At 40.5% G+C, this 25,449-nt stretch carries 27 protein-coding genes; 9 read left to right on the forward strand and 18 right to left on the reverse strand.

Annotated elements, in window-relative coordinates; genetic code table 11:
• Positions 1 to 53 precede the first annotated feature (53 nt).
• The 5 genes from BM375_RS07375 to BM375_RS07395 form a co-directional block, all read right to left on the reverse strand.
• Positions 54 to 962 carry a menaquinone biosynthesis family protein gene (locus BM375_RS07375; protein WP_093364867.1) on the reverse strand — a complete coding sequence of 303 codons (909 nt, stop codon included), beginning with the start codon at positions 960 to 962 and terminating at the stop codon, positions 54 to 56.
• Between the two features lie 27 nt (positions 963 to 989).
• The gene (locus tag BM375_RS07380; RefSeq protein WP_093364869.1) at positions 990 to 1,256 is read right to left on the reverse strand and encodes a hypothetical protein; all 267 of its coding nucleotides are present in this window, start codon (positions 1,254 to 1,256) and stop codon (positions 990 to 992) included.
• Complete coding sequence (gene surE, locus BM375_RS07385; protein ID WP_093364870.1) at positions 1,246 to 2,040, reverse strand: 5'/3'-nucleotidase SurE; 795 nt, start codon at positions 2,038 to 2,040, stop codon at positions 1,246 to 1,248. The genes BM375_RS07380 and surE overlap by 11 nt, the downstream gene beginning before the upstream one ends.
• Positions 2,041 to 2,183: 143 nt before the next feature.
• Positions 2,184 to 2,372, reverse strand: a complete 189-nt coding sequence (locus BM375_RS07390) for a CsbD family protein (protein ID WP_093365015.1) — start codon at positions 2,370 to 2,372, stop codon at positions 2,184 to 2,186.
• A gap of 79 nt (positions 2,373 to 2,451) precedes the next feature.
• Complete coding sequence (locus BM375_RS07395; protein WP_170852613.1) at positions 2,452 to 3,240, reverse strand: metallophosphoesterase family protein; 789 nt, start codon at positions 3,238 to 3,240, stop codon at positions 2,452 to 2,454.
• A gap of 321 nt (positions 3,241 to 3,561) precedes the next feature.
• Here BM375_RS07395 and kduI point away from each other — a divergent pair, with 321 nt between their 5' ends.
• From kduI to BM375_RS07410, 3 genes are all read left to right on the forward strand, one after another.
• Positions 3,562 to 4,410 (forward strand): 5-dehydro-4-deoxy-D-glucuronate isomerase, encoded by an 849-nt coding sequence (gene kduI, locus BM375_RS07400; protein ID WP_093364872.1) that lies wholly within the window; start codon positions 3,562 to 3,564, stop codon positions 4,408 to 4,410.
• 4 nt (positions 4,411 to 4,414) lie between these two features.
• Positions 4,415 to 5,536 carry a DUF4861 family protein gene (locus BM375_RS07405; protein WP_093365016.1) on the forward strand — a complete coding sequence of 374 codons (1,122 nt, stop codon included), beginning with the start codon at positions 4,415 to 4,417 and terminating at the stop codon, positions 5,534 to 5,536.
• Positions 5,537 to 5,605: 69 nt separating this feature from the next.
• Positions 5,606 to 6,370, forward strand: coding sequence for an SDR family oxidoreductase (locus tag BM375_RS07410; RefSeq protein ID WP_170852619.1), 765 nt, complete (start codon positions 5,606 to 5,608; stop codon positions 6,368 to 6,370).
• Between the two features lie 73 nt (positions 6,371 to 6,443).
• Here BM375_RS07410 and BM375_RS07415 read toward each other — a convergent pair whose 3' ends face one another.
• The 9 genes from BM375_RS07415 to dnaN all read right to left on the reverse strand — a co-directional run bounded on the left by BM375_RS07415 (position 6,444) and on the right by dnaN (position 14,197).
• The gene (locus BM375_RS07415) at positions 6,444 to 7,091 is read right to left on the reverse strand and encodes a hypothetical protein (protein ID WP_093364874.1); all 648 of its coding nucleotides are present in this window, start codon (positions 7,089 to 7,091) and stop codon (positions 6,444 to 6,446) included.
• 65 nt (positions 7,092 to 7,156) lie between these two features.
• Positions 7,157 to 7,768 (reverse strand): fibronectin type III domain-containing protein, encoded by a 612-nt coding sequence (locus tag BM375_RS07420; RefSeq protein WP_093364875.1) that lies wholly within the window; start codon positions 7,766 to 7,768, stop codon positions 7,157 to 7,159.
• A gap of 660 nt (positions 7,769 to 8,428) precedes the next feature.
• Complete coding sequence (locus BM375_RS07430) at positions 8,429 to 9,391, reverse strand: helix-turn-helix domain-containing protein (protein WP_093364879.1); 963 nt, start codon at positions 9,389 to 9,391, stop codon at positions 8,429 to 8,431.
• A 99-nt stretch (positions 9,392 to 9,490) separates the two neighbouring features.
• The gene (gene nadD, locus BM375_RS07435) at positions 9,491 to 10,069 is read right to left on the reverse strand and encodes a nicotinate (nicotinamide) nucleotide adenylyltransferase (RefSeq protein ID WP_093364881.1); all 579 of its coding nucleotides are present in this window, start codon (positions 10,067 to 10,069) and stop codon (positions 9,491 to 9,493) included.
• A 43-nt stretch (positions 10,070 to 10,112) separates the two neighbouring features.
• Positions 10,113 to 10,709: a guanylate kinase gene (gmk, locus tag BM375_RS07440; RefSeq protein WP_093364883.1), complete on the reverse strand. Its 597-nt coding sequence runs from the start codon at positions 10,707 to 10,709 to the stop codon at positions 10,113 to 10,115.
• 5 nt (positions 10,710 to 10,714) lie between these two features.
• Positions 10,715 to 11,590, reverse strand: a complete 876-nt coding sequence (locus BM375_RS07445; RefSeq protein WP_093365018.1) for a YicC/YloC family endoribonuclease — start codon at positions 11,588 to 11,590, stop codon at positions 10,715 to 10,717.
• 29 nt (positions 11,591 to 11,619) lie between these two features.
• Positions 11,620 to 12,204: a CAP domain-containing protein gene (locus tag BM375_RS07450; RefSeq protein WP_093364884.1), complete on the reverse strand. Its 585-nt coding sequence runs from the start codon at positions 12,202 to 12,204 to the stop codon at positions 11,620 to 11,622.
• A gap of 198 nt (positions 12,205 to 12,402) precedes the next feature.
• Entirely contained in the window at positions 12,403 to 13,062 is a 660-nt protein-coding gene (locus tag BM375_RS07455; protein ID WP_093364885.1) for a DedA family protein, read from the reverse strand.
• A 13-nt stretch (positions 13,063 to 13,075) separates the two neighbouring features.
• Entirely contained in the window at positions 13,076 to 14,197 is a 1,122-nt protein-coding gene (dnaN, locus tag BM375_RS07460) for a DNA polymerase III subunit beta (RefSeq protein ID WP_093364886.1), read from the reverse strand.
• Between the two features lie 157 nt (positions 14,198 to 14,354).
• Between dnaN and BM375_RS07465 the strand changes: the two genes are divergently transcribed.
• From BM375_RS07465 to BM375_RS07485, 5 genes are all read left to right on the forward strand, one after another.
• Entirely contained in the window at positions 14,355 to 15,497 is a 1,143-nt protein-coding gene (locus tag BM375_RS07465) for a DNA polymerase III subunit (RefSeq protein WP_093364887.1), read from the forward strand.
• A gap of 10 nt (positions 15,498 to 15,507) precedes the next feature.
• Positions 15,508 to 16,890: a PSP1 domain-containing protein gene (locus BM375_RS07470; protein ID WP_170852614.1), complete on the forward strand. Its 1,383-nt coding sequence runs from the start codon at positions 15,508 to 15,510 to the stop codon at positions 16,888 to 16,890.
• Positions 16,891 to 16,984: 94 nt separating this feature from the next.
• Positions 16,985 to 17,449, forward strand: a complete 465-nt coding sequence (locus BM375_RS07475) for a gliding motility lipoprotein GldH (protein WP_093365019.1) — start codon at positions 16,985 to 16,987, stop codon at positions 17,447 to 17,449.
• The gene (gene lpxK / locus BM375_RS07480; protein ID WP_244525847.1) at positions 17,450 to 18,481 is read left to right on the forward strand and encodes a tetraacyldisaccharide 4'-kinase; all 1,032 of its coding nucleotides are present in this window, start codon (positions 17,450 to 17,452) and stop codon (positions 18,479 to 18,481) included.
• Between the two features lie 117 nt (positions 18,482 to 18,598).
• The gene (locus BM375_RS07485) at positions 18,599 to 18,934 is read left to right on the forward strand and encodes a hypothetical protein (protein WP_093364890.1); all 336 of its coding nucleotides are present in this window, start codon (positions 18,599 to 18,601) and stop codon (positions 18,932 to 18,934) included.
• A gap of 128 nt (positions 18,935 to 19,062) precedes the next feature.
• Here BM375_RS07485 and dnaA read toward each other — a convergent pair whose 3' ends face one another.
• Together dnaA and dxs are read right to left on the reverse strand one after the other, a co-directional pair.
• Positions 19,063 to 20,490 (reverse strand): chromosomal replication initiator protein DnaA, encoded by a 1,428-nt coding sequence (gene dnaA, locus BM375_RS07490; protein WP_093364892.1) that lies wholly within the window; start codon positions 20,488 to 20,490, stop codon positions 19,063 to 19,065.
• A 372-nt stretch (positions 20,491 to 20,862) separates the two neighbouring features.
• Positions 20,863 to 22,791: a 1-deoxy-D-xylulose-5-phosphate synthase gene (gene dxs / locus BM375_RS07495; RefSeq protein WP_093364893.1), complete on the reverse strand. Its 1,929-nt coding sequence runs from the start codon at positions 22,789 to 22,791 to the stop codon at positions 20,863 to 20,865.
• 122 nt (positions 22,792 to 22,913) lie between these two features.
• On the opposite strand from dxs, the gene BM375_RS07500 reads away from it, so the two are divergent.
• A complete protein-coding gene (locus BM375_RS07500) occupies positions 22,914 to 23,666 on the forward strand; it encodes a segregation and condensation protein A (protein ID WP_093364895.1) in 753 nt (250 codons plus the stop codon).
• Between the two features lie 5 nt (positions 23,667 to 23,671).
• On the opposite strand, the gene BM375_RS07505 is transcribed toward BM375_RS07500, so the two are convergent.
• Complete coding sequence (locus BM375_RS07505) at positions 23,672 to 24,415, reverse strand: enoyl-CoA hydratase/isomerase family protein (RefSeq protein ID WP_093364896.1); 744 nt, start codon at positions 24,413 to 24,415, stop codon at positions 23,672 to 23,674.
• Between the two features lie 9 nt (positions 24,416 to 24,424).
• A complete protein-coding gene (locus tag BM375_RS07510; protein WP_093364898.1) occupies positions 24,425 to 25,276 on the reverse strand; it encodes a beta/alpha barrel domain-containing protein in 852 nt (283 codons plus the stop codon).
• Positions 25,277 to 25,449 lie beyond the last annotated feature (173 nt).

A 25,449-nucleotide genomic window follows, 5' to 3' on the forward strand; every position in this document is an offset into this window, starting at 1 on the left:
TAAGGCGTTGTTTAAACGGTTTTGTTTTTGATATACCAATCAAAAAAGCTCCTTTATTCTGTTAAGAAAATCCGTTGGTTGGATTCTGGGATTAGCTCCTGTTCCTGCGCTTGCGCAAACATATACTGAATAGCACTTCGCCCCTCCTCACCCAAGTTTACAGAATAGCGGTTAACATACAGTTCAATATGCTTGTACATGACACTTTCTTCCATCTCCTGCGCATGGGAACGTATATATTCCAACCCCGATTTAGGATTGGCAAAAGCATATTCCACGCTTTCTCTAACCAAGTTGTTAATTTGTTGCTTGATACGTTCGTCCAGACTTCTTTTCACGACAATACCACCCAATGGAATGGGGTATCCCGTACGCTGTTCCCAAAAGTCGCCTAAGTCAATAACTTTAAGGAGTCCTTTTTCCTGATAGGTAAACCTATTTTCGTGAATAATCAGCCCTACGTCTATCCTTCCTTCCAACAAGGCGTTTTCAATATCGGAAAAAACCAATTCTACCTTATTCTGTAACTGCGGGAATGCCAAGCCCAAAAGGAAATTGGCGGTTGTATATTTTCCTGGGATACCAACCCGAAGCTTTGTATCCTGCTCGGCCAAAGGTTCTTTATTGGCTAACAAAGACCGCAACCTTTTTACCAAAACACCATCTTTTGCAATCAATAAGGGCCCAACACCAAAGCCCAAAGCGCTTCCTGCATCCAAAAGCTCATATTTATCTTGTGCATACGCAAAGGCATGGTAGCTGAGTTTGGTAATGTCTAGTTCACCACGGAAAGCCTTTTGGTTCAATGTTTCGACATCATGGTATTCTACATCAAAAGTAAATCCCTGTGTATCCACTTTATGATGGATTAGGGCATCAAAAATAAAGGTATCGTTCGGACAGGGAGAAAATCCTAATGATAGATTTGAGATGTGAGATGTGGGATTTGAGATGTGAGTCATGTGAATGATTATTCGACTTATTTTTGCTTAAATACTTATTTTTTGTGTGTACAGAAATGCCAACATCGCCAAAAAGGTAATCAGCACTACGCCTTTCGCCACATTATCCAGTTGGGGATCCCTTCGGTATAAGAGCCTCACCGCAATGAGGTTGACAGCAGCCGCAACAATATATGGCACGCCTTCTTTGCCAGCAGGCAAGAGGTCGGTTAAAGAGGTATATCTACTCAACACAAAAGCCAACAGCGGAAATATAAGGCCAAGTAACAGCCCTAACCAGATGTTATTCTTCATGCTTCCTGTCACTATCAAAGCTCCACGAGTTCAGTTCCGTAATGGCATGATGCGCCGTCATATCGAATTGTGTCGGTACAATGGACACAAATCCGTTTGCCAGCGCAGCGGCATCCGTATCCTCCCCTCTATCCAACAACTTGAACTGTCCGGTCATCCAAAAGTATTCACGATTATAAGGATCCATCCGTTCATCAAACTCTTCAAACCACTTGGCGGTAGCCTGGCGACAAATCTTAATGCCTTTTATCTCCTTACTGCTATGCGGGAAATTCACATTTAACAGAACACCCTTCTGCAAGCCGTTTTCCAGAACCTGTTGGACAATGCTGATCAAGTATGGGCGGCAATGGGAAAAATCGGCATGGTGTGAAAAATCATCCAAAGAAAAACCGATAGAGGGAATATCCTCGATTGCACCTTCTACCGCTGCTGACATCGTTCCAGAATATAGCACATTGATGGAATAGTTCAAGCCGTGGTTAATCCCCGACACACATAAGTCGGGCTTTGTCCCTTTAAAAATCTTATTGACGGCAAGTTTTACACAATCGACAGGGGTACCAGAACATTTATACATTTCCACGCCCTCATAAAGGTCGATTCTATCCAGGCGTAATGGTCTGCCAATGGTAATGGCATGGCCCATACCGGATTGTGGACTGTCGGGCGCAACGACCACAACCCGACCTATTTTCTGCATTTCCTCCAAAAGCACCTTAATTCCAGGAGCGGTAATGCCATCGTCGTTGACGACTAAAATCGTTGGTTTTTTATTTGCCATAATGCGAATGTAGGAAAAATTAAACAGCTATTTAAATGCAAAAGTCGGGAATAATAGATTCCAAAACCATAGAGTAAACTAATGAAAAAAGCGCGGAGACAATAAAGTCTCTGCGCTTCCATAAACTAAACTTAATGAAAAAACTAACCTAACCCTTTCAACCAGTCAATTACTTCTTCACGTGTTTTACCAAGCTTCTGTTGGATTTTACCCAACAACTCCTCGTCTTGGCCTTCTTCGTATTTCAAATCATCATCGGTCCAATCTGCATATTGTTGCTTGATTTTCCCTTTTAACTCATTCCATTTTCCTTTTAAATCTAAGCTGTCCATATTTTTCCTTTTTAATTGTTTCTTTAATAACAATGCGGAAAGGAAATTGTTTCAAATAATTGAATACAAAGTTATCTTGTTAATTAGATGGTTGTTCATATTCCACATACTTCCAATCAAATTGGTCGTCCTTGACCTCAAAAAGAAGAAAGCCCCGAGGTCCAAATTTTGTTCCCCGCCATGTTGGACGACCAGCAACGGACCCTCCGGTAATGAAGTGTGTCTTGTTTTCTATGTTCAAATCCTCTAACCAATGTAGATGACCTTGCAACACTAGTTTAAGTGTATGGTCTTTGAACACATCCAACAACATATCTCTATCCACCAGCTCCGGGCCATCGTTCTGTTTCCCAGGCTCAGGATACAATTGGTCAAATGCTGTAAGTGCCGGAATATGCAACGTTATCGCAATGGGGGTTTCCTTTGATACCTTAGCTAAATCTCGTTGCAACCAATTTAATTGTTCCTGCCCTATCCGCCCAATAAACTTCTTATCCACCACATCCAAAGCATTTAATACGATAAAATGCCAACCTTTGTGATCGAATGAATAATACGTATCCCCAAAATAACGCTGGAACATTTCATACTTATAGTCCGGGTGAGTCGCGTCCTCTACACTTTCCGGGTAAATACCAAATAGATCATGATTGCCCACAGTATTATACACAGGAACCTTTATCCGACTGCTTAATGTTTTATACAATGCAAACAATGAGTCGCTTTTTGCTTGATTGCCACGCATCACATCAAAGACTTGGTCGCCGCCAGAGATTACAAAATCCACATCAAGATTATTCACGGTATCAATAAGTTGATTAAACGCCGAAATGACAGCCGCATCCGTCCGAATATGTATATCCGTCATGAAAACAAATGAAAAATTTGTTTGTTCGGTTCGGGGAGATTGGCAAAAACCAACCATACATATTAATAAAGAGAATCAATAGGAGACTAAAAATGTGTTTCATGTTCGTTAGATTTTTCACTAAAAGTAAACAATTATCCACATTGCTTAAAGAAAACATTTTCAAAAAAACAGGAATCATTCCTCAACCATCGAGAAGGGTGGCTGATTACAGCTCGTTTCAAAATACCCTTACCACTTACGAAAACGTTTGAGTAAATTTCTTTCGCGATTATCCCTTTTAAGCCCTATATTAGTTATTTGTCAACAACGATTTAGATTATGAACAATACAATTTTCGAGAGCAGATATGCTATTGGGCCAAACGAAGCTAAAGGTCTGGATACCCAAGGCTTAAGGGATAATTTTCTTATTGAAACAATCTTTGAAGCAGATAAAATCCATTTTGTTCACACACATTACGACCGGTATATGGCGGGTGGTGCAATGCCCGTAGCCGGTAAGCTGCAATTAGAAACCATAGAAGCCCTTCTTAAGGAACCTTACTTCCTTTCACGTAGAGAACTGGGCATTATTAATGTCGGAGGCGATGGACAGGTCGAGGTAGATGGCACGGTGTACGACATCGCTCATAAAGAAGCGCTATATATCGGAAAAGGTGCAAAAGAAGTTTATTTCTCCAGCAATAGTGCAAACAATCCGGCAAAATTCTATTTAAACTCCACGCCTGCGCACCACAGCTACCCAACCAAAAGGGTAACCAAAGCAGAAGCAAATAAAATTGAACTCGGTGCTTTGGAAACAGCGAACCACCGTACCATCAACCAGATGCTGCTCCACAAAATTGTGGAGACCTGTCAGCTACAGATGGGGATGACCGAATTAAAACCAGGCTCTGTATGGAACACCATGCCTGCGCATACACACGATCGCCGGATGGAAGTTTACTTCTATTTTGAAGTACCAGAAGGGCAGGCCGTATCGCATTTCATGGGACCGATAAACGAAACCCGCCATATCTGGATGCGAAACGAGCAGGCTGTAATCTCACCACCATGGTCCATCCATGCCGGTGCAGGAACCAGCAACTATACCTTTATTTGGGGTATGGCTGGGGAGAACCTAGACTATGACGATATGGACAAATGTGCAATCACCGAGTTACGCTAAGAAGATGAAAAAGCTATTGGTAATCGCCTGCTTAATCGGTGGCAGCATCAGCCCCTTACTGGCGCAAAAGACCATTCATGTACAAAATCCCTTGGATGAAAACCGGATAGAACTTATTGAGATTCCTTTTGCCAAATTCAGCCGGCATTTCGGTGTAGATACCATCTTCACCGTGAAAGACAAGACTACCGGAACAACCTATATCCACCAGCTCGAAAAGTTGGGGACAGGTGTTCCACAGAACGTCTTGATACAGGTGCCTGTGACAGCAAACGGGAAGTTACAGCTTGTGGTAACAGCAGATAAGCCTGAGGTTTACCCGTCCAAGGCTTTTGCTCGTTATGTTCCAGAAAGAAAGGATGATTTTGCTTGGGAAAATGACGTAGTTGCCTTTCGCGCTTATGGAAAAGCCTTGGAAGGAACATCTGAAGATGCACAGGGATTCGATTTTTGGTCAAAAAGGACAAATGACCTTGTCGTCAACAAGTGGTATAAGACCGACGATTATCACCGTGATCATGGCGAAGGGTTGGACTATTATTCCGTAGGGCAAACCCTGGGAATGGGCGATATGGCTTTATATTTTGATAATCAGATCACCTATACCAAGCACTACAGACAATACGAGGTCTTGGACAATGGCCCTTTACGGACTACGTTCAAACTGATATTTGAACAACAGGACTTTGCCGGACAAACCATTTCTCTCAGCAAAACGATCAGCTTAGATGCCGGTCAACAATTTAACAAGGTTGTTGTGGAATTGAACGGTCAACCATCCAAAACCACACCGATTGTTATTGGTTTGGTCAAAAGGGGCGAAAGCAACCCACAATACGATTATGACCATTCAGATAGCTCCTTAGCCTATTGGGAGCCCAATATCCAAAATCACGGACATACAGGAACGGCTGTTATCATTCCAAGGGGCAAAGTTACTTTTATCCCGAATGATGTCAAGCAGTTTCTGCTTCACACCACTTTAGTCAACGGAAAGCCTTTTACCTATTACAATGGGGCAACTTGGGACAGAGCTGGTAAGATAACATCAGCTGATGCATGGGAGGATTTTGTGGAGGACAAAGCCGAACAGATAAAAAAACCACTGAAGGTGAAATTAAAATAAGGTAAAAAATATTGTCATGCTGAGCGGAGTCGAAGCACAGCATTTTTTACCTAACATCCTATAAGCATGATATTAGATACATTTGATTTAACAGGAAAAGTAGCCTTAGTGACGGGTTGCAAACGAGGTATAGGTAAGGCTATGGCGGAAGCTTTAGCGGAAGCGGGTGCGGATATTATTGGCGTTTCTGCTTCGCTGGAATTGGAAAACTCCAAAGTAGAGCAGTCTGTAAAGGCTTTGGGGAGGAACTTCTCAGCTTATCAGTGTGACTTCTCTAACAGGGAGAGCCTCTATACTTTTATTAAGCAGGTAAAAGCCGATCACCCCACCATTGACATTTTATTCAACAATGCTGGAAACATCTTGCGGAAACCTGCGGCAGAGCATCCGGATGAATACTGGGACGAGATCATCGAGGTAAACCAAAATGCCCAATTCATATTGACACGCGAAATCGGGAAAGAAATGATTGCCCGCGGCTCCGGTAAGATTGTGTTCACCGCATCCTTGCTGACTTTCCAGGGAGGTATTACTGTTCCTGGCTATGCCGCCTCCAAAGGAGCAATTGGTTCGTTGACCAAAGCTTTCGCTAACGAATGGGCTTCGAAAGGCGTCAATGTAAATGCGATTGCTCCAGGCTATATAGCAACAGACAATACCGAAGCCTTGCGTGATGACCCGGAACGTTCAGCCTCTATCTTGGGACGTATCCCTGCTGGTCGCTGGGGCGAACCTGAAGACTTCAAAGGTCCTGCAGTATTCCTCGCTTCCAAAGCTTCTGATTATGTACACGGAACGATTCTTACCGTAGACGGTGGTTGGATGGGCAGGTAGCATCCATCAAAAAAAATAAGGGCACCATACACACGGTGCCCTTATTCTTGAATTATAATGCCGGGAAAAACTGCTACATAATCAAGGTTTTATCAAATTCCTCGACTTTATTAAAGAACCCATCTAAATCGTAGTTTAGAACACCAAACAGTTCGATAAGTTGATCCATTTCTTCATAGTACTTACTCTCCAACCGCTTCACGAAACCTAAAGTTCCCCTGAAATCATCGAGATCTTCGTCAAAGACAACCATATCAACGGAGCAATCCTCATAGAATTGAATAACCTTCCTAAACTGCGGAAACGCAACTTCATTCATCCATTGGTCCTGCTCAAAAATAAAATCGTCATAACCAAAATACTCCTCTACGGCTTCTATCATTTCGGGGACAAAATCATCACAAAGTGCTGTAATTTTGATCAACAGATTCTTTAACTGTGTTCTGACTAACTCCTTGACCGGATTTGTCGGGAGCATCACCTCCAGGTGATCAAATTTCTGACGCGCTTCTCTGAATAATTCCGCTAACTCCTCTATTTGAAAATTAAACCCGGGGATCAGATGCCTAGCACTTTGTACCCGCTCTTTGATAGCATAAGTGCGGTCATGAATTTCCTGATAATATTTCAAAGCCACAGTTTCAAACTCAGGAGGAGCTATTCCCCGATCGAACCGCAACGTTATTTTGCGAAGTAAATGGTCCGTAGTGATTGTTTCCATAATCTTGTTGTTATAAAGTTAAGAATAAAATACAAGGGGCAAAACGGTATTGCCCCCTGTCCTGATTAAACGACCAGTGCTGTTACAACATCACTAAAGTTAAGGATGGCATCCCTTCCTATATAGGAAACCCGGAATTCATACTCTCGCATCGCCGTCAGATCACTTAGTTCAACAAATGATTTGCTGTGTAAAAAGCCAATCCATTCTTCTGTCCCTTTCTCCCGATATTCGTAACGGTACATTCGTGCTGGCCTCCATGGGTTGACACGCAATTGGATGATTCCTAACCCAACCTGTACGTGGGTTGCACGCAGGTTCTCTGCTTTGGGTGTTCGGCCTATTCGGACTGTAGTAGGTGAAGCTATGCGGAATCCTGCGGCAAGAATAATAGCTGGGTCACCCAAGGCAACCGCATCTACAAAATGCGATAGCCGATAGATTGTTTCCTGAAGGTCAACTCCTGTCTGTCCTTTTAGCACCACCGCTCTTCTGTCTCGGAAGGTAGCTTCTGCAAAAGCGGTGCGGTACGCTTCCAACCGCTCTTCCAAGACGGTTAACGATGGGACCGGATTGGCGAATAAATCTGCATTTTCTGTCATCTTCAATAAGATGTGTTCTGCATCACGCAACAAATCGGTTGCGTTCTTGCTTTTAAATACTGGTTTTGCACTCATTTCTTTAACTTTTTAAAATTTAACATTCTATGTACATGTACAACACAAAGATGCAGTGTAAAAACAGCCAAAAGGTGTAAAAAAAGGACGGATTCAAGGGTACCCCTAAAATACTTTTGTCCTTTTTTTACACCTTTCCTTCTTCAGGTTTCAAGAAAAAGCAGAGAAAAAACAGCCTTAAAAGCCATTTAAACACTGATTTTCAGTTAAACATTTTTGCTTTTCAGAAAAACACGCGAGTTACCTCTTCCGCCAAAACAGCTATCTCTTCTGACAAAGTAGCTATCTTCGCAGACAAAAGAGATAGCTTGGCTGTGAGACGAGATAGCTCCCCGAACAAAAAAGAAAACTTGTCTGTTCAGGAAGCTATCTCTCGTTATAGCGAAGATAGCTCTAAGAGCCTAGAAGCAACCTATCCTAATAGAAAAGCTATCTCGGAAGAAATTGGAGAGAGCTTCCAGAATTTTAGAGGTAGCTATACGATCACAAGAGGGTACGCATAGATCTCAGAAGCTATCTACTTTAAGAAAACAGATTGCTTAAACAGTAGAAGAGTCACCTTACAGCACAAAGAATATAGCTAAACACACCGAACAGATAGCTCTTAGGTTGCAACAGCTATCTTACGGAACAGAAGAGCTTTCCTTGTTTACAGAACAGCTACCTCCAATCGGCAATATTTTTACGGTCCTGACGAGGGGTTTGGTTAAACTGCTTTTTATATTGGTTAGCAAAATGTTTTGCATCGGTGAAATAGAGCGTAACGGCAATCTGCTCGATCGTTAACTCGGGATTGTTGCGCAGAAGCTCGCGTCCTTTGTACAACCGTACCTTTTGGATGGCAGCCCCCACAGTAATAGACCGCCCTTCAAATGCTCTACTTATACTTCGCGGTGAACAATTAAACGCATTAGCAATCATTTCCCGGTTCAGCCCCTCCTTCATATAATTTTCATGTATATAGGCGAGTACCTTATGGTAGAGGGGAACCAAAGATATATCTTTACCATTCCCCTTCTCATATCTCCTTAGCTGCTCAATATAAGAGGTATAAAACTTACCCAATAACTGCGCGATATGGTGCTGTGTAATAAACGGGCCAAAGGTCAATCGAGAAAATACCTCCAAAGCCTGACGTTCTACATAGGTAATAGGAAGAGCCATCCCCATACGATCAGCCTGTTTACCGGCATACTCTCTTAGTTTCGGATACTCGGCCATAAGCTGTGGTTTGGAAACACCGGACACCCCCATAAATAGTACCCATACTTTTTCATGCTGAACAGTAAGGTTGAGGTCATCGGCACTAAATGTAAAGATGGTATCCGCTTTGCTGGTACCGCCATTCGGGAAAGTAAGCCTACCCTGAAATTGCAGGCAAATCCATAAGATTTCTTCATCCTCACTGGGCAGCTCAAAGGAAACCATATCCTTCGGTCGCCCTTTTAATTCACATAACACAAAATCTTGTACCTTAAGTTGGATATACAAAAGCCCCCCATCAAGCTTTAGCCGGGAAGCTTGATGCAGCACGGCGAGGTGCATTCCCTTAAACGTATCTCTAGGAGAGGGTTTGGATGATACGGATTCCCTCCATAAATGAAGCGGACTCTTTTCAGGCATTTTTCTTTAAGCTATAATTTGCAGTAGCCTAATATAGCAATTTTATTCTATCTTGGCGTACACCCCAACACCCCTACCGATAAAGAATTCTATCTTTTTTCAGAAGCTATAAAGCCCCTTCTTATCCACAAAGTCAATGACCTTATCCGGGACGTAAAATCGGATGTTTTTACCGGCTTTTATAGCCTGTCGCACAAAGGTGGAAGAAAGTTCCATTACCGGGGTTTCGGTCATGGAAATTGACGGATGGCTCTTTAATGCTCCCCCATCGTATCCGGGCCGTGGGTAGACCATAATTCGATAATCACGCAAAAGAATATCCGCATTCTTCCATTTCGGAAGACCGATAAGATTATCTTCGCCCATAATTAAGATAAATTCCTTTGTAGGATGCTTTTCAGCAAGATAGGTCAATGTATCGATAGTATAGGACGGTTTCGGTAGAGAAAATTCAATATCCGAAGCATAAAGGTTTTCAGTACCTTCAATAGCAAGGTTAACCATCTCCAAACGGTCGTACATATTCGCCAAGCTCTTTTTTTCCTTAAAGGGATTCTGGGGAGATACAACAAACCAAACTTCGTCAAGCTCCGTATAATTGGCCATATAATTTGCAATAATCAGATGCCCCACATGTATAGGATTGAATGACCCGAAGAATAAACCGATTTTTTTCATTAGTATTGAGATTAAAGAGCCAAGATACAAGAACCAAGAATCTTTACTCTTTCTTCTTTCCTCTTTCTTCTTTACCCCCTATAAATTCCAACACCAACTTTTCTGCCTCTTCACAAGCTACTTCCAGATCAAAATTGTTCAGCACAACATCAAACTTATCAGCATAGCTCAATTCGTGTTCCGCCTTTGCAAATCGTTCTTGTAGTTTCTCTTCTGAGTCGGTACCCCTTCCACGAAGTCTTTCTTTCAAAACTTCCAAGGATGGTGGGTTGACAAAGATGGCCAACGCTTCTTCCGGAAATTTAGATTTTAAACGCAATCCCCCCACAACATCAATATCAAAAATCACGTGTTTGCCCTTTGCCCAGATACGCTCTACTTCTTTCCGAAGCGTTCCGTAGAAAGTGCCGGAATAGACTTCCTCAAACTCTATAAATTCCTGTTTTGCAATCTTATGTAGGAAATCTTCTTTGCTAATGAAATAATAATCTTTCCCATCTACTTCTCCCGTACGAGGTTCACGCGTACTGGCAGATATGGAAAATTCTATTTTGTCGCTGTGGTCAGCCAACAATCTTTTTACGATAGTGGTCTTCCCTGCACCTGAGGGCGCTGAAAATATAATTAATTTGCCGCTCATCTCTTTTATAATACGTTAAGCAATTGTTCTTTAATTTTTTCCAGCTCCTCTTTCATACGGACGACGATTTGCTGTATGTTCGCATTGTTTGCTTTGGAGCCTAAGGTGTTGATTTCCCGGCCCATTTCCTGCGAAATGAAGCCCAGTTTCTTCCCATTGGAATCGGAAGCATTCAAGGCCTGTATAAAATAATTGCAGTGACTGCGCAAACGCACCTTTTCTTCGGTGATGTCCAATTTATCCACGTAGAAAATAATTTCCTGTTCAAAACGGTTCATGTCTACATTTTCCTTTCCTACGGCTTCGTCCAAGTACTGGTGCAGACGTTCGCGTATCAGTGGAATACGGTTACCTTCTACCGCTTCTACCTGCGTAAGATAATCCAAAATCAATCCGACACGGCTTTCCAAATCGTTTTTCAAAATAAGTCCTTCATCCTGACGAAAGACATTGAACTGTTCAATCGCTTGGTAAAAAGCGGCCATAAGCACCTTTACCTCTTCTTCGTCAATAGCCTCTTCATTGGAAGAAACAACTTCCGGCATATTCAGCGCCATTTCAAACAAAGCCGTTTGGTCAGCGTTTAATTGCTCGGCTACTTCCTGCAGTTGGGTATAGTATTTTTTCAAAAGCTCGCTATTGATGGTAGAAGCCTTTGCTGTTTGGTTCATATATTCTACAGTGACGGTTAGGTTTACCTTCCCGCGCTCGATAAGCTTGCTCGATTCTGAACGCAATGCAAACTCACGGTCAGAAATCACCTTTGGTAACCTTAGGTTTAACTCGAGAAACTTAGAATTTAAAGATTTGAGTTCGACGGTATATTTCACCTTCCCATTGTCTTGGGAACCAATACCATACCCTGTCATTGATTTTATCATATGCAAAGGTATGAAAATAAGGTAAAAATCTACCAATCGTGCTTGGCAATGATAACACAAAGGTAGGTTTTGTAGGTCGCCCCTTGTGGAATTCGGGCGAACCCTATACCGATATCGTATAATGAACCATTCCATTGATCCATACCCAAGACATGTTTTCGATGACCAAATCCCGGAGAATTCTTCCCAATGATAAAAGCCTTTATACCATCTACGGCTGTACGGTGGTTTGCCGCAATGGATTCAAAATTATTTGCAGACAGTTTCTTCAACCAGTCAGCATTTAGTGAATAACCCGCTTTATCAATATAATAGTTAGGTCCGATTCCCTCTGGGGTAGTATGGGAAAAATAATTGCGATTTGCCATATCATAAGCCCGAAATTCTGCGGCTTTTGCTAAAGTCTCATTCCAGTGCAATTGTACCTTGGAGACTTTGCTTTCATCAAAACGCACACCCAGATCTTTCATCATTTTCTTGGGATTCTGCCTGAATTCCTGTAAATACAGATAAGCCGCAAAGGCTTCTTCCTTGTCTAATGAAATCTGCTTCTTTTGTGCTTGAACTGAGCTATGAAATAAAATAAATGCAGATAAAAAATACAGTATACGCATATATGTGTGCTATTTCAACAATAGACTATGGAGAAATGCGAATGTTTAATAGCGCATAAAAAAGGGGTCTAAAAAGGTTCACAAACCGCAAAAACGCGTCATTGCGAGAAGCGCAGCGACGAAGCAATCTACGTTTTTGACATCATTCCCGCCTCAGGCGGGACTTCGTTGCCTCGCAATGACGATGATGTTTAGCTTTTAGACATCCTTTTTCTTATTCATTTTTTCTTTGACGACTTCAAATATAATCGGTAGGATAGAAATAAAAATAATCAAGAGCACAACCTTGGAGAAATTGTCTCGGATTATGGGTATATTTCCAAGAAAATACCCGGCAAAGGTAATCCCCACAACCCACAACACAGCACCAACAACATTATACGTTAAAAAGGTCCCGTAATGCATTCTGCCTATTCCACCTACGAAAGGAGCTAGGGTACGTACAATAGGAACAAACCGCGCAATAACAATTGTTTTACTGCCATACTTGGCATAGAATGCATGTGTTTTCTCTATTTGTTCCTCTCTGACCATTTGCTTACCAAAAATTTTGAACTTGGTAATCCCCATCCCGAACCGCTTTCCGATGGAATAATTGAGTGAGTCCCCTGTAATCGCAGCGATTAGGAGCAAAAGCACCATTACCCAAACATTCAGGTCATTGGGCTGGGCAGCCAACATCCCTGCTGCAAACAAAAGCGAATCCCCCGGTAAAAAAGGCATAACCACGACTCCTGTTTCAATAAAGATGATGAGAAACAGGATAAGGTAAGTCCACATTTGGTATTCATTGACAATTTCAACCAGATGCTTGTCTATGTGCAAAACAAAATCTATAACAGAATATATCAGTTCCAAACCGCGCTGTGTATTAGATATTGTTCAACATAACAGGCATAACCAGCATCAAGATATCTTCATTATCTTCCTTCACGGCAGGGATCAATAAACCTGCCCTATTTGGTGAGCTCATTTCTATGACCACTTCTGCAGAACTCAGGTTATTCAACATTTCCACTAAAAATTTAGCGTTAAAACCTATTTCCATATCCTGACCTTCGAATTGACAACTTAGGCGTTCATGCGCTTCGTTCGAGAAATCCAAATCTTCTGCAGAAATATGCAATTCACTACCCGAGATCTTTAGACGAACCTGATGCGTAGTTTTATTGGCAAAGATAACCACACGGCGAAGTGTATTCAAAAACAATAGACGATCTACCGTTAATTTATTCGGATTAACCTGAGGTATAACCGCTTCGTAGTCTGGATAACGTTCATCAATAAGGCGACAAATAAGGTGGATATTGCCAAACTGGAAGAAGGCGTTTGTGTTGTTGTATTCAATCGAAACCTGCGTATCGTCTGACGGAAGTGAAGACTTAAGCAAGGTCAGCGCTTTCTTTGGAAGAATAAAAGACGTCGGTTTTTCTGTAGATACATCTGTACGGCGATAGCGAACCAATTTATGTGCATCAGTCGCTACAAAAGTTGCCGACTGCTCCGCCAACTGGACCAGCACACCAGACATCGCAGGCCGCAATTCATCATTGCTCACCGCAAAAATAGTTTTATTGATAGCTTCAGAAAGCACTGAGGCTGCCATATTTACTGTAGAGACATTATCCACAACAGGGATTTTAGGAAAATCATCTGCATTCTCTCCGCTCAATTTATATTTACCATCTCCAGCACTAATCTCTATAGCCAACGTATTTGTATCTACAGAAAAGGCAACCGGTTGGTCTGGAAGGGTTTTTAATGTTTCAATCAAAATCTTCGATGGCATTGCAACTCTTCCTTCTTCCTTCGCTTCAATCTGTAAGGATGTAACCATACTCGTTTGTAAATCCGTAGCCGATATGGTCAAGATGTTGTCTTTGATTTCGAATAAGAAATTTTCCAAAATTGGAAGTACAGTGCTGCTACTCGATGCACCGCTTATGGACTGCAATTGCTTTAATAAAATTGATGTGGATACAATAAATCTCATTACCTGAATTTTATAGATTTTTATATGCAATATTACATAAAAGAATCTACATTTTTATAATATTTTTGAGCTATAGGCAATATGCTTTAAGCTTACGGCTTACAGTATATTGCCTACTGCATAATCACTAAATTTAGTACATTTGTATAATTACGATATGCAGTTTAAGGAGATTATAGGTCATCACGATATTAAGGAGCATCTGCTTCAAACCGTAAAGGACAACCGGGTAAGCCATGCCCAGCTTTTTTTGGGTCCAGAAGGTTCAGGAAGCTTGGCTTTAGCAGTGGCTTATGCACAGTATATCAATTGCGAGAACAAACAGCTCAATGATAGCTGTGGCACATGTAGTTCATGCCGAAAATACCAGAAATTGATCCATCCGGATTTGCACTTTTCCTATCCCTTTTTTGCTAATGGAGAAAAGGATGTAGCGACAAGCTATCTCGAAGAATGGCGAAAAGCATTTCTGGAGAATCCATATATGGGTCTTGACCATTGGCGTCATCAATTGGATGCAGGCAACAAACAAGCGAATATCAATATAGCAGAGGCTCACGATATCATAAAGAAACTGAGTCTTAAAGCATTCGAGGCGGAATATAAGGTCTTGATCATGTGGCTTCCAGAATATCTGAACACGCAAGGGAATGCGTTGCTGAAACTTATAGAAGAGCCACCGGCAAAAACCTTATTTCTTTTGGTAGCAGAAAATCAAGATAAGATTCTGAACACGATTATTTCCAGAACACAATTGGTCAAGATTTTTAAATTGCCTCATCACGATGTTGCCCAGTATCTCATACAGGAAAAGTCTATTCCCACAGAAAGAGCCAACGAAATTGCTTTTATAGCAGATGGTAATATACAAACGGCACTTAATCTCATAGCGGAAGAATCCAACGAATATTTTAACTTATTAATCAGTTGGCTCCGCTTCATTGTGACGGACTCTGGATTGAATTTTATCCGTGTCTGCGAAGAGGACTTTCCAAAATTAGGACGTGAAAATCAGAAAAATTTCCTATTTTATGCCGTTAATATGTTGCGTCAGATCGTGCTAATGCAACAAGGTTTACAGAATTTAGTGCTCTTACAGGGGCAAGAGTTGGATTTTGTGAAGAAATTCAGCGAAATTTTCCAATTGGAACAATTGGAGGTTGCAATAGAGTTATTGGAGAAAACGCATTATAAAGTAGAACGAAATGCAAATCCCAAAATATTATTTTTAGACTTATCTTTGCAATTGGTTTTACTATTTAAATATCAAACGTTCCCTCAAGGGGCTCAATATATATAAAAGAAAGAATATGGGATGTGGCAGTTGCTCATCCGGAGGTGGTTGTGGTAGCAATACCGTAGGAACAACACCTGCAGGTTGCCAGAATAATGGCTCTTGCATGACCAGCGGATGTAATAAATTAGATGTATACGATTGGCTGTCCGACATGGATTTGCCTTCAAACTATAAACCGTTCAACATTGTAGAAGTCCGTTTTAAGGGCTCTAGAAAGGATTTTTTCGTCAATACGGATAATCTTTATTTGGAAATGGGAGAAATGGTAGCTGTTGAACCTTCAACAGGAGGTTACGATATCGGTCACGTGTCATTGACAGGGGAACTGGTACGCCTACAGCTAAAGAAAAACAATGTTGACCCCGAAACCGTCGGTAAAAAGATCTATCGGAAAGCTACAGAAGCAGACGTTGCCAAATACCAAGCGTCTAAAGATCTGGAATGGGAAACCATGCACCGCGCACGCAAATTGGCGCTGGACTTGGGACTCTCCATGAAAATTTCCGATGTGGATTATCAAGGTGATAAAACCAAGGCGACATTCTACTATACCGCCGATGGCCGTGTGGATTTTCGCGAATTAATCAAGCGTATGGCAGAGTCTTTTCGCATTCGTATCGAGATGCGACAGATTGGTATGCGTCAGGAAGCAAGCCGATTGGGAGGCATTGGCTCCTGTGGTCGAGAGCTGTGCTGTTCGACATGGTTAACAGACTTCAAAACGGTGTCCACTTCCGCAGCCCGTTACCAAAACCTGTCTTTGAACACCTTGAAACTTGCCGGGCAATGCGGTAAACTTAAATGTTGTCTTAACTATGAACTAGATAGCTATATGGATGCCCTAAAGGACATCCCGAACAATGTTGACCGCATCGAGACCACAGGAGGTATGGCTTATTTACAGAAGACCGATATCTTTAAGAAAACCATGTGGTATTCGTATCCTGGTGCAGAAAGTTGGATTCCTTTGCACGTAAGCAAAGTGAAGGAATTTGCTGAAATGAACAAAAACGGCCAGAAACCAAGCGAGTTGGTTGCCCCTCAGGATCCAAAAGATGAAGTGACAAAACCTGTATCTTATGACTACGAAAATGTAGTTGGCCAGGATTCTTTGACTCGCCTTGATGATAAAAACAGGAAGAAAAAACGCAAAAAATCCAAGCCTAAGAAGGATCAGCAAACGACAACGGATACTAAATCGGCTAATGCTGGTCCGAAAAAACAACAGCAAGACAAACAAGCTCAAGCTAAAAAAGAAGTAGTGAACAATAACGATACAACCGACAGGCCCAATGAGGAAAATGGGAACAACAAACCGAAGAGAAGGTTCAATCGTAACAACAGGAATAGAAATAGAAACAATTCTTCGGATAATAACAACAAAGGAACCTTATAAGGCGCTTCCTTTCAAAAATTACTATACGTTTACAGGCTCAGTATAGTAATTTTTGGAAGTGAATGCTTTGTAAATGTTTTTTCACCGTAGCAATATGAAAACCATAGGATACAACTTCTTGGTCATCATTTTTCTTATGCTCACTTCCTGCGGGGATCAAGCGTTTTATGAAAAAAATGAACCTATCAAAAATCGTAGCTGGGCCTATAATGAAATTCCGCAGTTCGAGGTGCATATTACGGACAAGAACATTAAATACGATGTTTTTGTCAACTTGCGCCATACAACCCATTATGGATTTTCGAACCTTTTTGTATTGGTCCATGAAAAAGGTCCACAGTTACGGGACACCGCATTTCGCCATGAGCTGAAATTGGCGGAACTGGACGGACGTTGGACAGGAAAGGGGGCGGGAAGTCTATTCCAAAATCAACTTTTGATAAAAGAAAATTTTACTTTTCCAGATACAGGAGTCTATCACTTTGCCATTGAGCAAAACATGCGTGAAAACCCATTAAAAGAAATTTCAGATGTGGGTCTTAAAATTGTTCAAAAGTAAATGATGCGCATTATCAGATGGATATTGCTCCCTTTTTCTCTTCTATATGCACTAATAGTATGGTTGCGTAATCGATTTTATGATATAGGGATCTTAAAAAGCCAATCTTTTCCCCTGCCTATCGTGGTCATTGGCAATTTAGCTGTAGGTGGTACAGGTAAAAGTCCCATGACCGAACATATACTACGCTTGATTTCTCCTTTGAGGAATATAGCTGTGCTGAGCAGAGGCTACGGTCGAAAAACAAAGGGCTTTCGCAAAGTGGAGGTTTCTTCCACAGCTGGAGAGGTCGGCGATGAACCTTTACAGATCAAACGCAAATTTCCTCAGAATACCGTGGTTGTCTGTGAAGACCGTTGTATAGGTATTGAAAAAATACGTCGCAAACATGAGGGTATTCTGTTAGACGATGCTTTTCAACATCGTAAGTTACGTCCCAGTTTTTCCATATTGCTGTTTGATTTTGCCTCACTTCAACACGTTATTCTACCTCTGCCTACAGGAAACTTTAGGGATTGCCTACACGAGAGTAAACGTGCAGATTTAGTCGTTATCACCAAATGTCCCAACAAAGTTGATGGTGACACCCGATTTCAACTGCAGGCAAAGCTCCATAAGTACACGCAAGCTCCCATTTTCTTCTCGACCATTGCTTATGAAAACCCTATAAACGACCGGGGGGAGCAACTACATTTGCATGAGTTGCAACAGAAAGGTATCCTGCTTATAACCGGTATAGCCAACCCTTTGCCCCTCCTTTCCCATATAGAGCCTATGGCTTCATCCCTTAAACATATAGCTTATCCCGACCATCACGCTTTTTCAGCTTCGGATATAGAAAAGATAAAGCATAGTTACGATAGTATACCAACAGATAATAAGCTCATACTTACTACAGAGAAGGACTTTCAGCGCCTACCGGAAGAACTGAAGATACAATCCCCCATTTTCTATATACCTATACATCAGTCTATTTTGTTTAACCAGGATTTCGAATTCGAAAATATGGTGAAAAGGGCATTTTCTTGTTAAGGAATGTTAAATTGTAACATATGTGATACAAAAAAATACTAAACCCACTCCTTTTCCTGTTATTATAAGTAAAAAAGGATAAATAATATTTAGTGTAAACATTTAAAATTTAACATCATGAAAAAATTATTTTTAACAGGTATCAGTTTATTATTTGCGTTAACATTGACATTTGCCCAAGAGGGTAATCCTGAAGAAAAAGCAAAACAAGTGGTCACGGAGTTAACTGAAAAGTTGACATTAACAGACGACCAACAAAAATCAATATACGATATCGTATTGGACAATGCTAAGCAAAAAGAAGCTTTAAAAGCGGATACCACCTTATCCCCAGAAGCGTTATCTGAAGCCGTCAGCAGATTAAAAGAAACTAAAAAAGCGCAGATAACTGAAAAACTGTCGGACGAACAAAAAGCACTCTATGCGCAAATAATCGCTGACAAGAAGAAGTAAGTTTCTTTATTTTTTAGACATCCGAAGTTTTAAAAACTTCGGATGTCTTTTTTTGTATAGGTATCATAAAAAAGGCGGATTCCAAATGGAATCCGCCTTTTTAACACTCAAAAATCAAAATAGATTCTTTACGAGGATTTCAGTTTTTTCTGAATGTCCTGTACATAAGTCTTAAATTTCTTATCAGTTTCGATTAGATCCTCAACTGTCTGACACGCATAAATCACGGTAGAATGGTCACGTCCTCCAAAGAAGTTACCGATAGACTTCAGTGAAGATTTTGTGTGGTTCTTAGCCAGGTACATAGAGATTTGACGAGCCTGTACAATCTCACGTTTACGTACTTTGGATTTCACCATTTCCACTGGGACTTCAAAATACTCACAAACTAACTTTTGAATATATTCCATGGAAATTTCTTTGTGTGTATTCTTCACAAAGTTCTTTAACATGGATTTTGCCAAATTGAGATCGATTTCTTTTTTGTTCAATGTAGATTGCGCAAGTAAGGAAACCATAGCCCCTTCTAGCTCTCTTACACTATTATCAATCTGTGTGGCTACAAATTCCACCACATTTTCCGGTAATTCAATACCGTCGGAGTACATTTTTTTCTTCAAGATTGCCATCCGAGTTTCCAAATCCGGAACTTGTATATCTGCAGATAATCCCCATTTGAAACGACTTAACAAGCGTTCTTCCAGGCCAGATAAATCCTTAGGAGCTTTGTCCGAAGTCAAGATAATCTGCTTGCCCGACTGGTGTAGATGGTTGAAAATATGGAAAAAAATATCCTGTGTTTTCTCCTTGCCGGCGAAGTTATGCACATCATCCATGATGATGACATCCATCGCTTGATAGAAGTTTACAAAATCGTTGATGGTATTATTCTTCAAGGAGTCCACAAACTGCTGACAGAATTTTTCACAAGAAACATAGATAACCAACTTATCCGGTAGATTCTTTTTGATCTCATTACCAATCGCCTGGGCCAAGTGAGTTTTTCCCAAACCCACATCGCCATAAATCATCAATGGATTAAATGATGTTCCTCCGGGCTTGTTTGCCACAGCAAAACCTGCGGAACGAGCTAATCGATTACATTCACCTTCTATAAAGTTATCAAAAGTGTAATGCGAATTTAACTGCGGATCTACCTGTAGTTTTTTCAATCCTGGAATCACAAATGGATTCTTTATATTTTTATTCAAAGCTACAGGAACAGGGATAGATTGTTTTTTACCTTCCGCACCATTTCCGTTGGAAGGGATATTGGTGGTATAAGGTGTATTGGCCGAAGATTTATCCACAATGATATTGTACTCCAAACGACCTTGCTCTCCTAAGAACTTTTTGATGGTCTTACGTAGGATACCTACATAGTGTTCTTCAAGCCACTCATAAAAAAATACGGATGGCACTTGAATAGTCAAAACGTTCCCATTCAAACCTACTGCTTTTACAGGTTCAAACCAGGTCTTGAAACTTTGCGCAGGTATATTGTCCTTGATGATCTGAAGACAGCTATTCCAAACACTTGTACACGTTTTTTCCATTCTTAAATTGTTAATAACTTGAAAACCAATAATTGACACAAAAAGTGTTTATAACTTTCTGTTAAGACGAAGATGACAAAAAAAAACGAGCTAAAAAACTAAATTGTCAAAAAAAACATAAATAGCTTATTATTAGATTTTTATATTGATTTTTGCGCGTTTTGTCTGCTAAAAAAATAACTTAAAATATTTTTTCAACACCGCCATTTCTTCGCTTTCCTCTATTGTACTTTTAACCAAAAACAGCATCTATTTCTTCTAAATGTGGAAAACTATTGTGCTGTTTCTATGGGTTAAATATAAGGAATAAAAAAAGACAAAAAAAGCGAGATTTAATAAAATCCCGCTTCTTAAATTTTCTATATCAAGCGATTAGGAAACCATTGAATCTGTCTTTATTCCAGATGTTAGCTTTTTGACTTCACTGGCAATGGATTCGGCATCATATCCACAGATTTTCCATAACTCTGCCTGCTCACCATGTTCAACAATTTCATCTGGAATTCCTAAACGGACAACTTGTGCTTTGTAACAATGATCCGCCATAAATTCCAATACCGCAGCACCTACTCCTCCCATAAGGCTTCCATCTTCTACGGTAATTATCTTATTAAACTTCTTGAATACCTCATGTAGCAACTGTTCATCCAAAGGTTTGGCAAAACGTAAATCGTAATGAGCAGGGTGAATTCCTTCTTCGCTCAAGTACTGCACCGCTTTAACCACTTCATTGCCAATGGCTCCAAAACTGAGGATGGCCACCTCTTCTCCATCTTGCAATTTACGTCCTTTCCCTATTTCAATCTTTGCAAATGGACGTTTCCAATCGACCATCACTCCATTTCCCCTTGGATAACGGATAACAAAAGGTCCTTGATCTGGTAACTGAGCTGTGTACATCAGATTCCTTAGCTCCTCCTCATTCATCGGAGCTGACACAACTAGATTCGGAACACAACGCATATAAGCAATATCATACGCCCCATGATGCGTTGGGCCATCAGCCCCAACAACACCGGCCCTATCCAAGCAAAACACGACATTTAGCTTCTGTAAAGCCACATCGTGGATAACCTGATCATAGGCCCTTTGCATAAAAGAGGAGTAAATATTACAGAAAGGTACCAACCCCTGTGTAGCCAAACCCGCGCTAAAAGTCACAGCATGTTGCTCGGCAATACCTACATCAAACGCTCGATGTGGCATTACTTTCATCATGATATTCATGGAAGAACCGGAAGGCATAGCAGGTGTAATGCCCATAATTTTATCATTGACTTCTGCCAATTCCACGAGGGTATGTCCAAAAACATCTTGGTATTTCGGTGGTTTTGGCTTGTCCGATACACTTTTTTTGATTTCACCGGTGATTTTATCAAACAAACCGGGAGCATGCCATGTCGTCTGATCCTTTTCTGCCAAGGCATATCCCTTGCCTTTCACCGTAACGGCATGCAGAAGCTTTGGCCCTGGTATATGTTTTAAATCTTCTATTGTTTTAGCCAATTTATTGACATCATGTCCGTCAACAGGGCCAAAATAACGAAAGTTAAGTGATTCGAATAAATTGGCGTTTTTTAACAACGTTCCTTTTATACTTTGCTCCAATTTCTTTGCCCAACCATAAGCATCTGGGCCATTTTTAGAAATCTTCGCTAAAACAGCAATCAGCTCATCACGGAATTTATTATAACTTCTGGAGGTAGTAATACTCGTTAAGTACTCCTTCATTGCCCCAACATTTGGGTCTATGGACATACAGTTATCATTCAGTATCACCAATAGGTTGGATTTCTCAATGCCTGCATGGTTCAGTGCTTCAAAAGCCATCCCTCCGGTCAAAGCTCCATCACCTATAATGGCGACATGCTGCCTGTCTTTTTCTCCTTTATATTCGGACGCAACGGCCATTCCTAATGCTGCCGATATAGAGGTTGAAGAATGGCCTACTCCAAAGGCATCATATTCACTTTCTTCTCTTTTAGGGAATCCCGAAAGTCCTCCAAAAACACGATTGGTATGGAAAACATCTCGTCTGCCTGTTAATATCTTATGCCCATAAGCTTGATGGCCTACATCGAAAATAATCTGGTCATAGGGTGTATTCAGTACGTAATGTAACGCCACAGTAAGCTCTACGACACCTAAACTTGCCGCAAAGTGCCCTCCATTTTCCGAAACGATATCAATGATAAACTGTCTTAGTTCATGGCAAACCTCTTCCAATTGGTTAGGTTTCAACGACCTAAGATCAGACGGATAATTTATCTGTTGTAATAGCGGACCAGCCTCTACTTGCATATCTTCTTCCCTATATAAATAAGTTACAAACTTAAGAACTTATTCCCTAAACTAAGGAACAATATAATCAAATAAAAGTTTAGCAGGTTTTTCCCTGTCAATTCCTTATTTTTGAACAGGATATGCAAACAACAGGTTACGAAATAAAACTGGAGCAATTCGAAGGGCCCTTCGACCTCTTGCTTTTCTTTATTGAACGGGATGAACTGAACATCCACGATATTCCGATTTCAAAGATAACAGATGATTTTTTGGATTATATCCAAAAGATGCAATCGTTGAATATAGAACTTGCCAGTGAATTTATCTTTGTAGCATCTACGCTGATGCGTATCAAAGCCAAAATGTTGCTTCCTCGTCCAGAACTCGATGACGCCGAAAACGAAATCGATCTGAAAAAAGAACTGACACAAAAACTTATCCTTTATAAACAATTTAAAGAGATTTGTGAACAGCTTCGTACATTGGAAGAGGAAAGAAACCGTTTACACGCTCGGGGCAATATAACCTTGGACAATAAGAGAGCGAGAAGTAAAGACACAACAGAAGAAGAGCTTTCTTCTTTCGACTTATATAAGCTGATGATGGTATACGAAAAATTGATGTTTAATTTCACACATCGTTTACAAGAAGTTATCCATACTGTGGTGAAGTTTCCTTACACCATTGAACAGCAGAAAAAAGCTATTACTGAACTTATCGAAATCAACCAAAAATTGGATTTTAGACAAATTGCCAAGAACTCGGAAAACAAGGTACAGTTTGTCTTCAATTTCTTAGCTATTTTGGAAATGTTGCAACAACGGTTGCTGGAAATACAAATAGGCACCGGTTATAACAGTTTTTGGATTGAGAAAAGAACGGACCTAAATTAAGGAATCTATTTATTAAACATTCTTTTCTGTACATCTCCAGAAAATTTCAATTCCTGTAAGCGCTGTAATAAAAAGGCATATCGGTTTTCATGCGGAATGTTTGGTAACTGCCGTACAGCCTTAAATCCAGAAAAAATAGCTGATGAACTCATCGCCTTAAATCGTTCCACAAATTTTTCTACTTCTATTTTATTCAAAAAGCCATCTACCAATCCATAATCCATCGCTTCTGCTGCAGAAAAATAGTCTGTATTAAGACATAATTGCAAGACCTTTTTTTCTGGCATTACTTGAAGTAAGCTAGCCACCACCTGAAAAGGAAATATACCTAAATTCAATTCCGGTAATCTAAACTGTACATTTTCAGCACAAAAAACATATGTACATCCCGCTATCATCAAAAATGCTCCAGCAATCACATCTCCTTCCACAATTGCCACAGAAGGTTTATACAGGGTTGCGAAGACTTCACCCAAAGAGATTGGTTGATTTTCTATGTTTGGGTTTCGTATATCAAGCTCTTCATTTTCGAAGGTTTTCAAGTCCATACCTGCACAGAACACCGGTCCATCAGCTTTTAGGACAACAACCTTTACCGCATTATCCGCATTTGCCTGTTGAAAAGCATGCGCCAATTCATTGACCATAGTCGGTGTGAAAGCGTTTCTTTTCTCCGGACGCGCTAAAATGACCTCCATTTGGAAATCTATTTTGTTGACTTTGATATATTGGTATGTTATTGTCTGCATATCATTCTTTTAAACTTCCCTTATCAATTCCTGAAACCCTGTTAACAACGCTTGTATTTTCTCATCTTTTGGGTTTTTAAACTCCCTTAACAACATCTCCGTGGGTATATTGCCCACCAAGTCATCCTGTGCGAATGGACAACCACCATAACCCATAATAGCCCCTTCAAAAATACGACATCCTGCTTCGTACGCTGCTTTTATTTTCAAAAGAGCATTTTCTTCCCTGCTGTGTAAATGAACACTGAATTCCAATGCAGGGAAAGTGTGCTTTATCAACGTGAATAACATTTTTATGCTCTCAGGGTAGGCTTCAGATGTAGTATCAGCAATGGAAAACCTTGTAACCCCCAATTGGGAAAGCTTTTCAATCCATTCCAAGACCAAATCCGTGCTCCAAGCATCTTTATAAGGATTGCCAAAAGCCATGGATATATAGACTATTAATTCTTGCTTACCCTTCCCCATTATATTCCGAATACCTTCTACGCGTTGAAATGATTGTGCTATTGTAGAATTTGCATTGCGCTGTTGGAAAGTTTCGGATATGGAAAACGGATAACCCAAAAAATCAATTTTATCAAGTTGTTGTGCAATTTCCGCTCCTTTTTCATTAGCAATAATTGCTAAAAGCTTGGTATTTCCTTTTTTTTCTATCCCTTCCAGAACCCGTGCAGTATCCGCCATCTGTGGTACCGCCTTTGGTGAAACAAAACTTCCGAAATCAATACAATCAAATAGATGGCTATCCATCAATAAATTGATATACGCTATCTTTTTCTCCGTTGATATAATGTGTTTAATCCCTTGAATAGCATCCCGAGGGCACTCTATTAGTTGTATCGCTTGTTTATCAGACATTTTTCTATTGTTCTCTTCTTACATATACAAATTGTGTTACCACATCGAAATATCTTTTTCGCACAGAACTTTTTTCTAACCACATAGGGACATAGCCTTTTTCTATTACCCAAAAATTTTCACAGATGCCAAAGGCATTGTCATAGCTTGTCCTTTATTTGATCTATGTTTGT

This window comes from Sphingobacterium wenxiniae (genome assembly GCF_900116225.1).
GTDB classification, from domain to species: Bacteria; Bacteroidota; Bacteroidia; order Sphingobacteriales; family Sphingobacteriaceae; genus Sphingobacterium; species Sphingobacterium wenxiniae.

Excerpts from the sequence above, each read along its gene's own strand:
- gmk (WP_093364883.1), bottom strand. The coding sequence starts at position 10,709 with ATGAGCGGCAAATTAATTATATTTTCAGCGCCCTCAGGTGCAGGGAAG.
- lpxK (WP_244525847.1), top strand. The coding sequence starts at position 17,450 with ATGATGCGCATTATCAGATGGATATTGCTCCCTTTTTCTCTTCTATAT.
- surE (WP_093364870.1), bottom strand. The coding sequence starts at position 2,040 with ATGGCAAATAAAAAACCAACGATTTTAGTCGTCAACGACGATGGCATT.
- BM375_RS07510 (WP_093364898.1), bottom strand. The coding sequence starts at position 25,276 with ATGTCTGATAAACAAGCGATACAACTAATAGAGTGCCCTCGGGATGCT.
- BM375_RS07500 (WP_093364895.1), top strand. The coding sequence starts at position 22,914 with ATGCAAACAACAGGTTACGAAATAAAACTGGAGCAATTCGAAGGGCCC.
- BM375_RS07420 (WP_093364875.1), bottom strand. The coding sequence starts at position 7,768 with ATGAGTGCAAAACCAGTATTTAAAAGCAAGAACGCAACCGATTTGTTG.
- BM375_RS07430 (WP_093364879.1), bottom strand. The coding sequence starts at position 9,391 with ATGCCTGAAAAGAGTCCGCTTCATTTATGGAGGGAATCCGTATCATCC.
- BM375_RS07450 (WP_093364884.1), bottom strand. The coding sequence starts at position 12,204 with ATGCGTATACTGTATTTTTTATCTGCATTTATTTTATTTCATAGCTCA.
- BM375_RS07470 (WP_170852614.1), top strand. The coding sequence starts at position 15,508 with ATGGGATGTGGCAGTTGCTCATCCGGAGGTGGTTGTGGTAGCAATACC.
- BM375_RS07465 (WP_093364887.1), top strand. The coding sequence starts at position 14,355 with ATGCAGTTTAAGGAGATTATAGGTCATCACGATATTAAGGAGCATCTG.
- dnaN (WP_093364886.1), bottom strand. The coding sequence starts at position 14,197 with ATGAGATTTATTGTATCCACATCAATTTTATTAAAGCAATTGCAGTCC.
- BM375_RS07505 (WP_093364896.1), bottom strand. The coding sequence starts at position 24,415 with ATGCAGACAATAACATACCAATATATCAAAGTCAACAAAATAGATTTC.
- dnaA (WP_093364892.1), bottom strand. The coding sequence starts at position 20,490 with ATGGAAAAAACGTGTACAAGTGTTTGGAATAGCTGTCTTCAGATCATC.
- BM375_RS07375 (WP_093364867.1), bottom strand. The coding sequence starts at position 962 with ATGACTCACATCTCAAATCCCACATCTCACATCTCAAATCTATCATTA.
- nadD (WP_093364881.1), bottom strand. The coding sequence starts at position 10,069 with ATGAAAAAAATCGGTTTATTCTTCGGGTCATTCAATCCTATACATGTG.
- BM375_RS07380 (WP_093364869.1), bottom strand. The coding sequence starts at position 1,256 with ATGAAGAATAACATCTGGTTAGGGCTGTTACTTGGCCTTATATTTCCG.
- BM375_RS07445 (WP_093365018.1), bottom strand. The coding sequence starts at position 11,590 with ATGATAAAATCAATGACAGGGTATGGTATTGGTTCCCAAGACAATGGG.
- BM375_RS07395 (WP_170852613.1), bottom strand. The coding sequence starts at position 3,240 with ATGACGGATATACATATTCGGACGGATGCGGCTGTCATTTCGGCGTTT.
- BM375_RS07415 (WP_093364874.1), bottom strand. The coding sequence starts at position 7,091 with ATGGAAACAATCACTACGGACCATTTACTTCGCAAAATAACGTTGCGG.
- BM375_RS07405 (WP_093365016.1), top strand. The coding sequence starts at position 4,415 with ATGAAAAAGCTATTGGTAATCGCCTGCTTAATCGGTGGCAGCATCAGC.
- BM375_RS07475 (WP_093365019.1), top strand. The coding sequence starts at position 16,985 with ATGAAAACCATAGGATACAACTTCTTGGTCATCATTTTTCTTATGCTC.
- dxs (WP_093364893.1), bottom strand. The coding sequence starts at position 22,791 with ATGCAAGTAGAGGCTGGTCCGCTATTACAACAGATAAATTATCCGTCT.
- BM375_RS07390 (WP_093365015.1), bottom strand. The coding sequence starts at position 2,372 with ATGGACAGCTTAGATTTAAAAGGAAAATGGAATGAGTTAAAAGGGAAA.
- kduI (WP_093364872.1), top strand. The coding sequence starts at position 3,562 with ATGAACAATACAATTTTCGAGAGCAGATATGCTATTGGGCCAAACGAA.
- BM375_RS07485 (WP_093364890.1), top strand. The coding sequence starts at position 18,599 with ATGAAAAAATTATTTTTAACAGGTATCAGTTTATTATTTGCGTTAACA.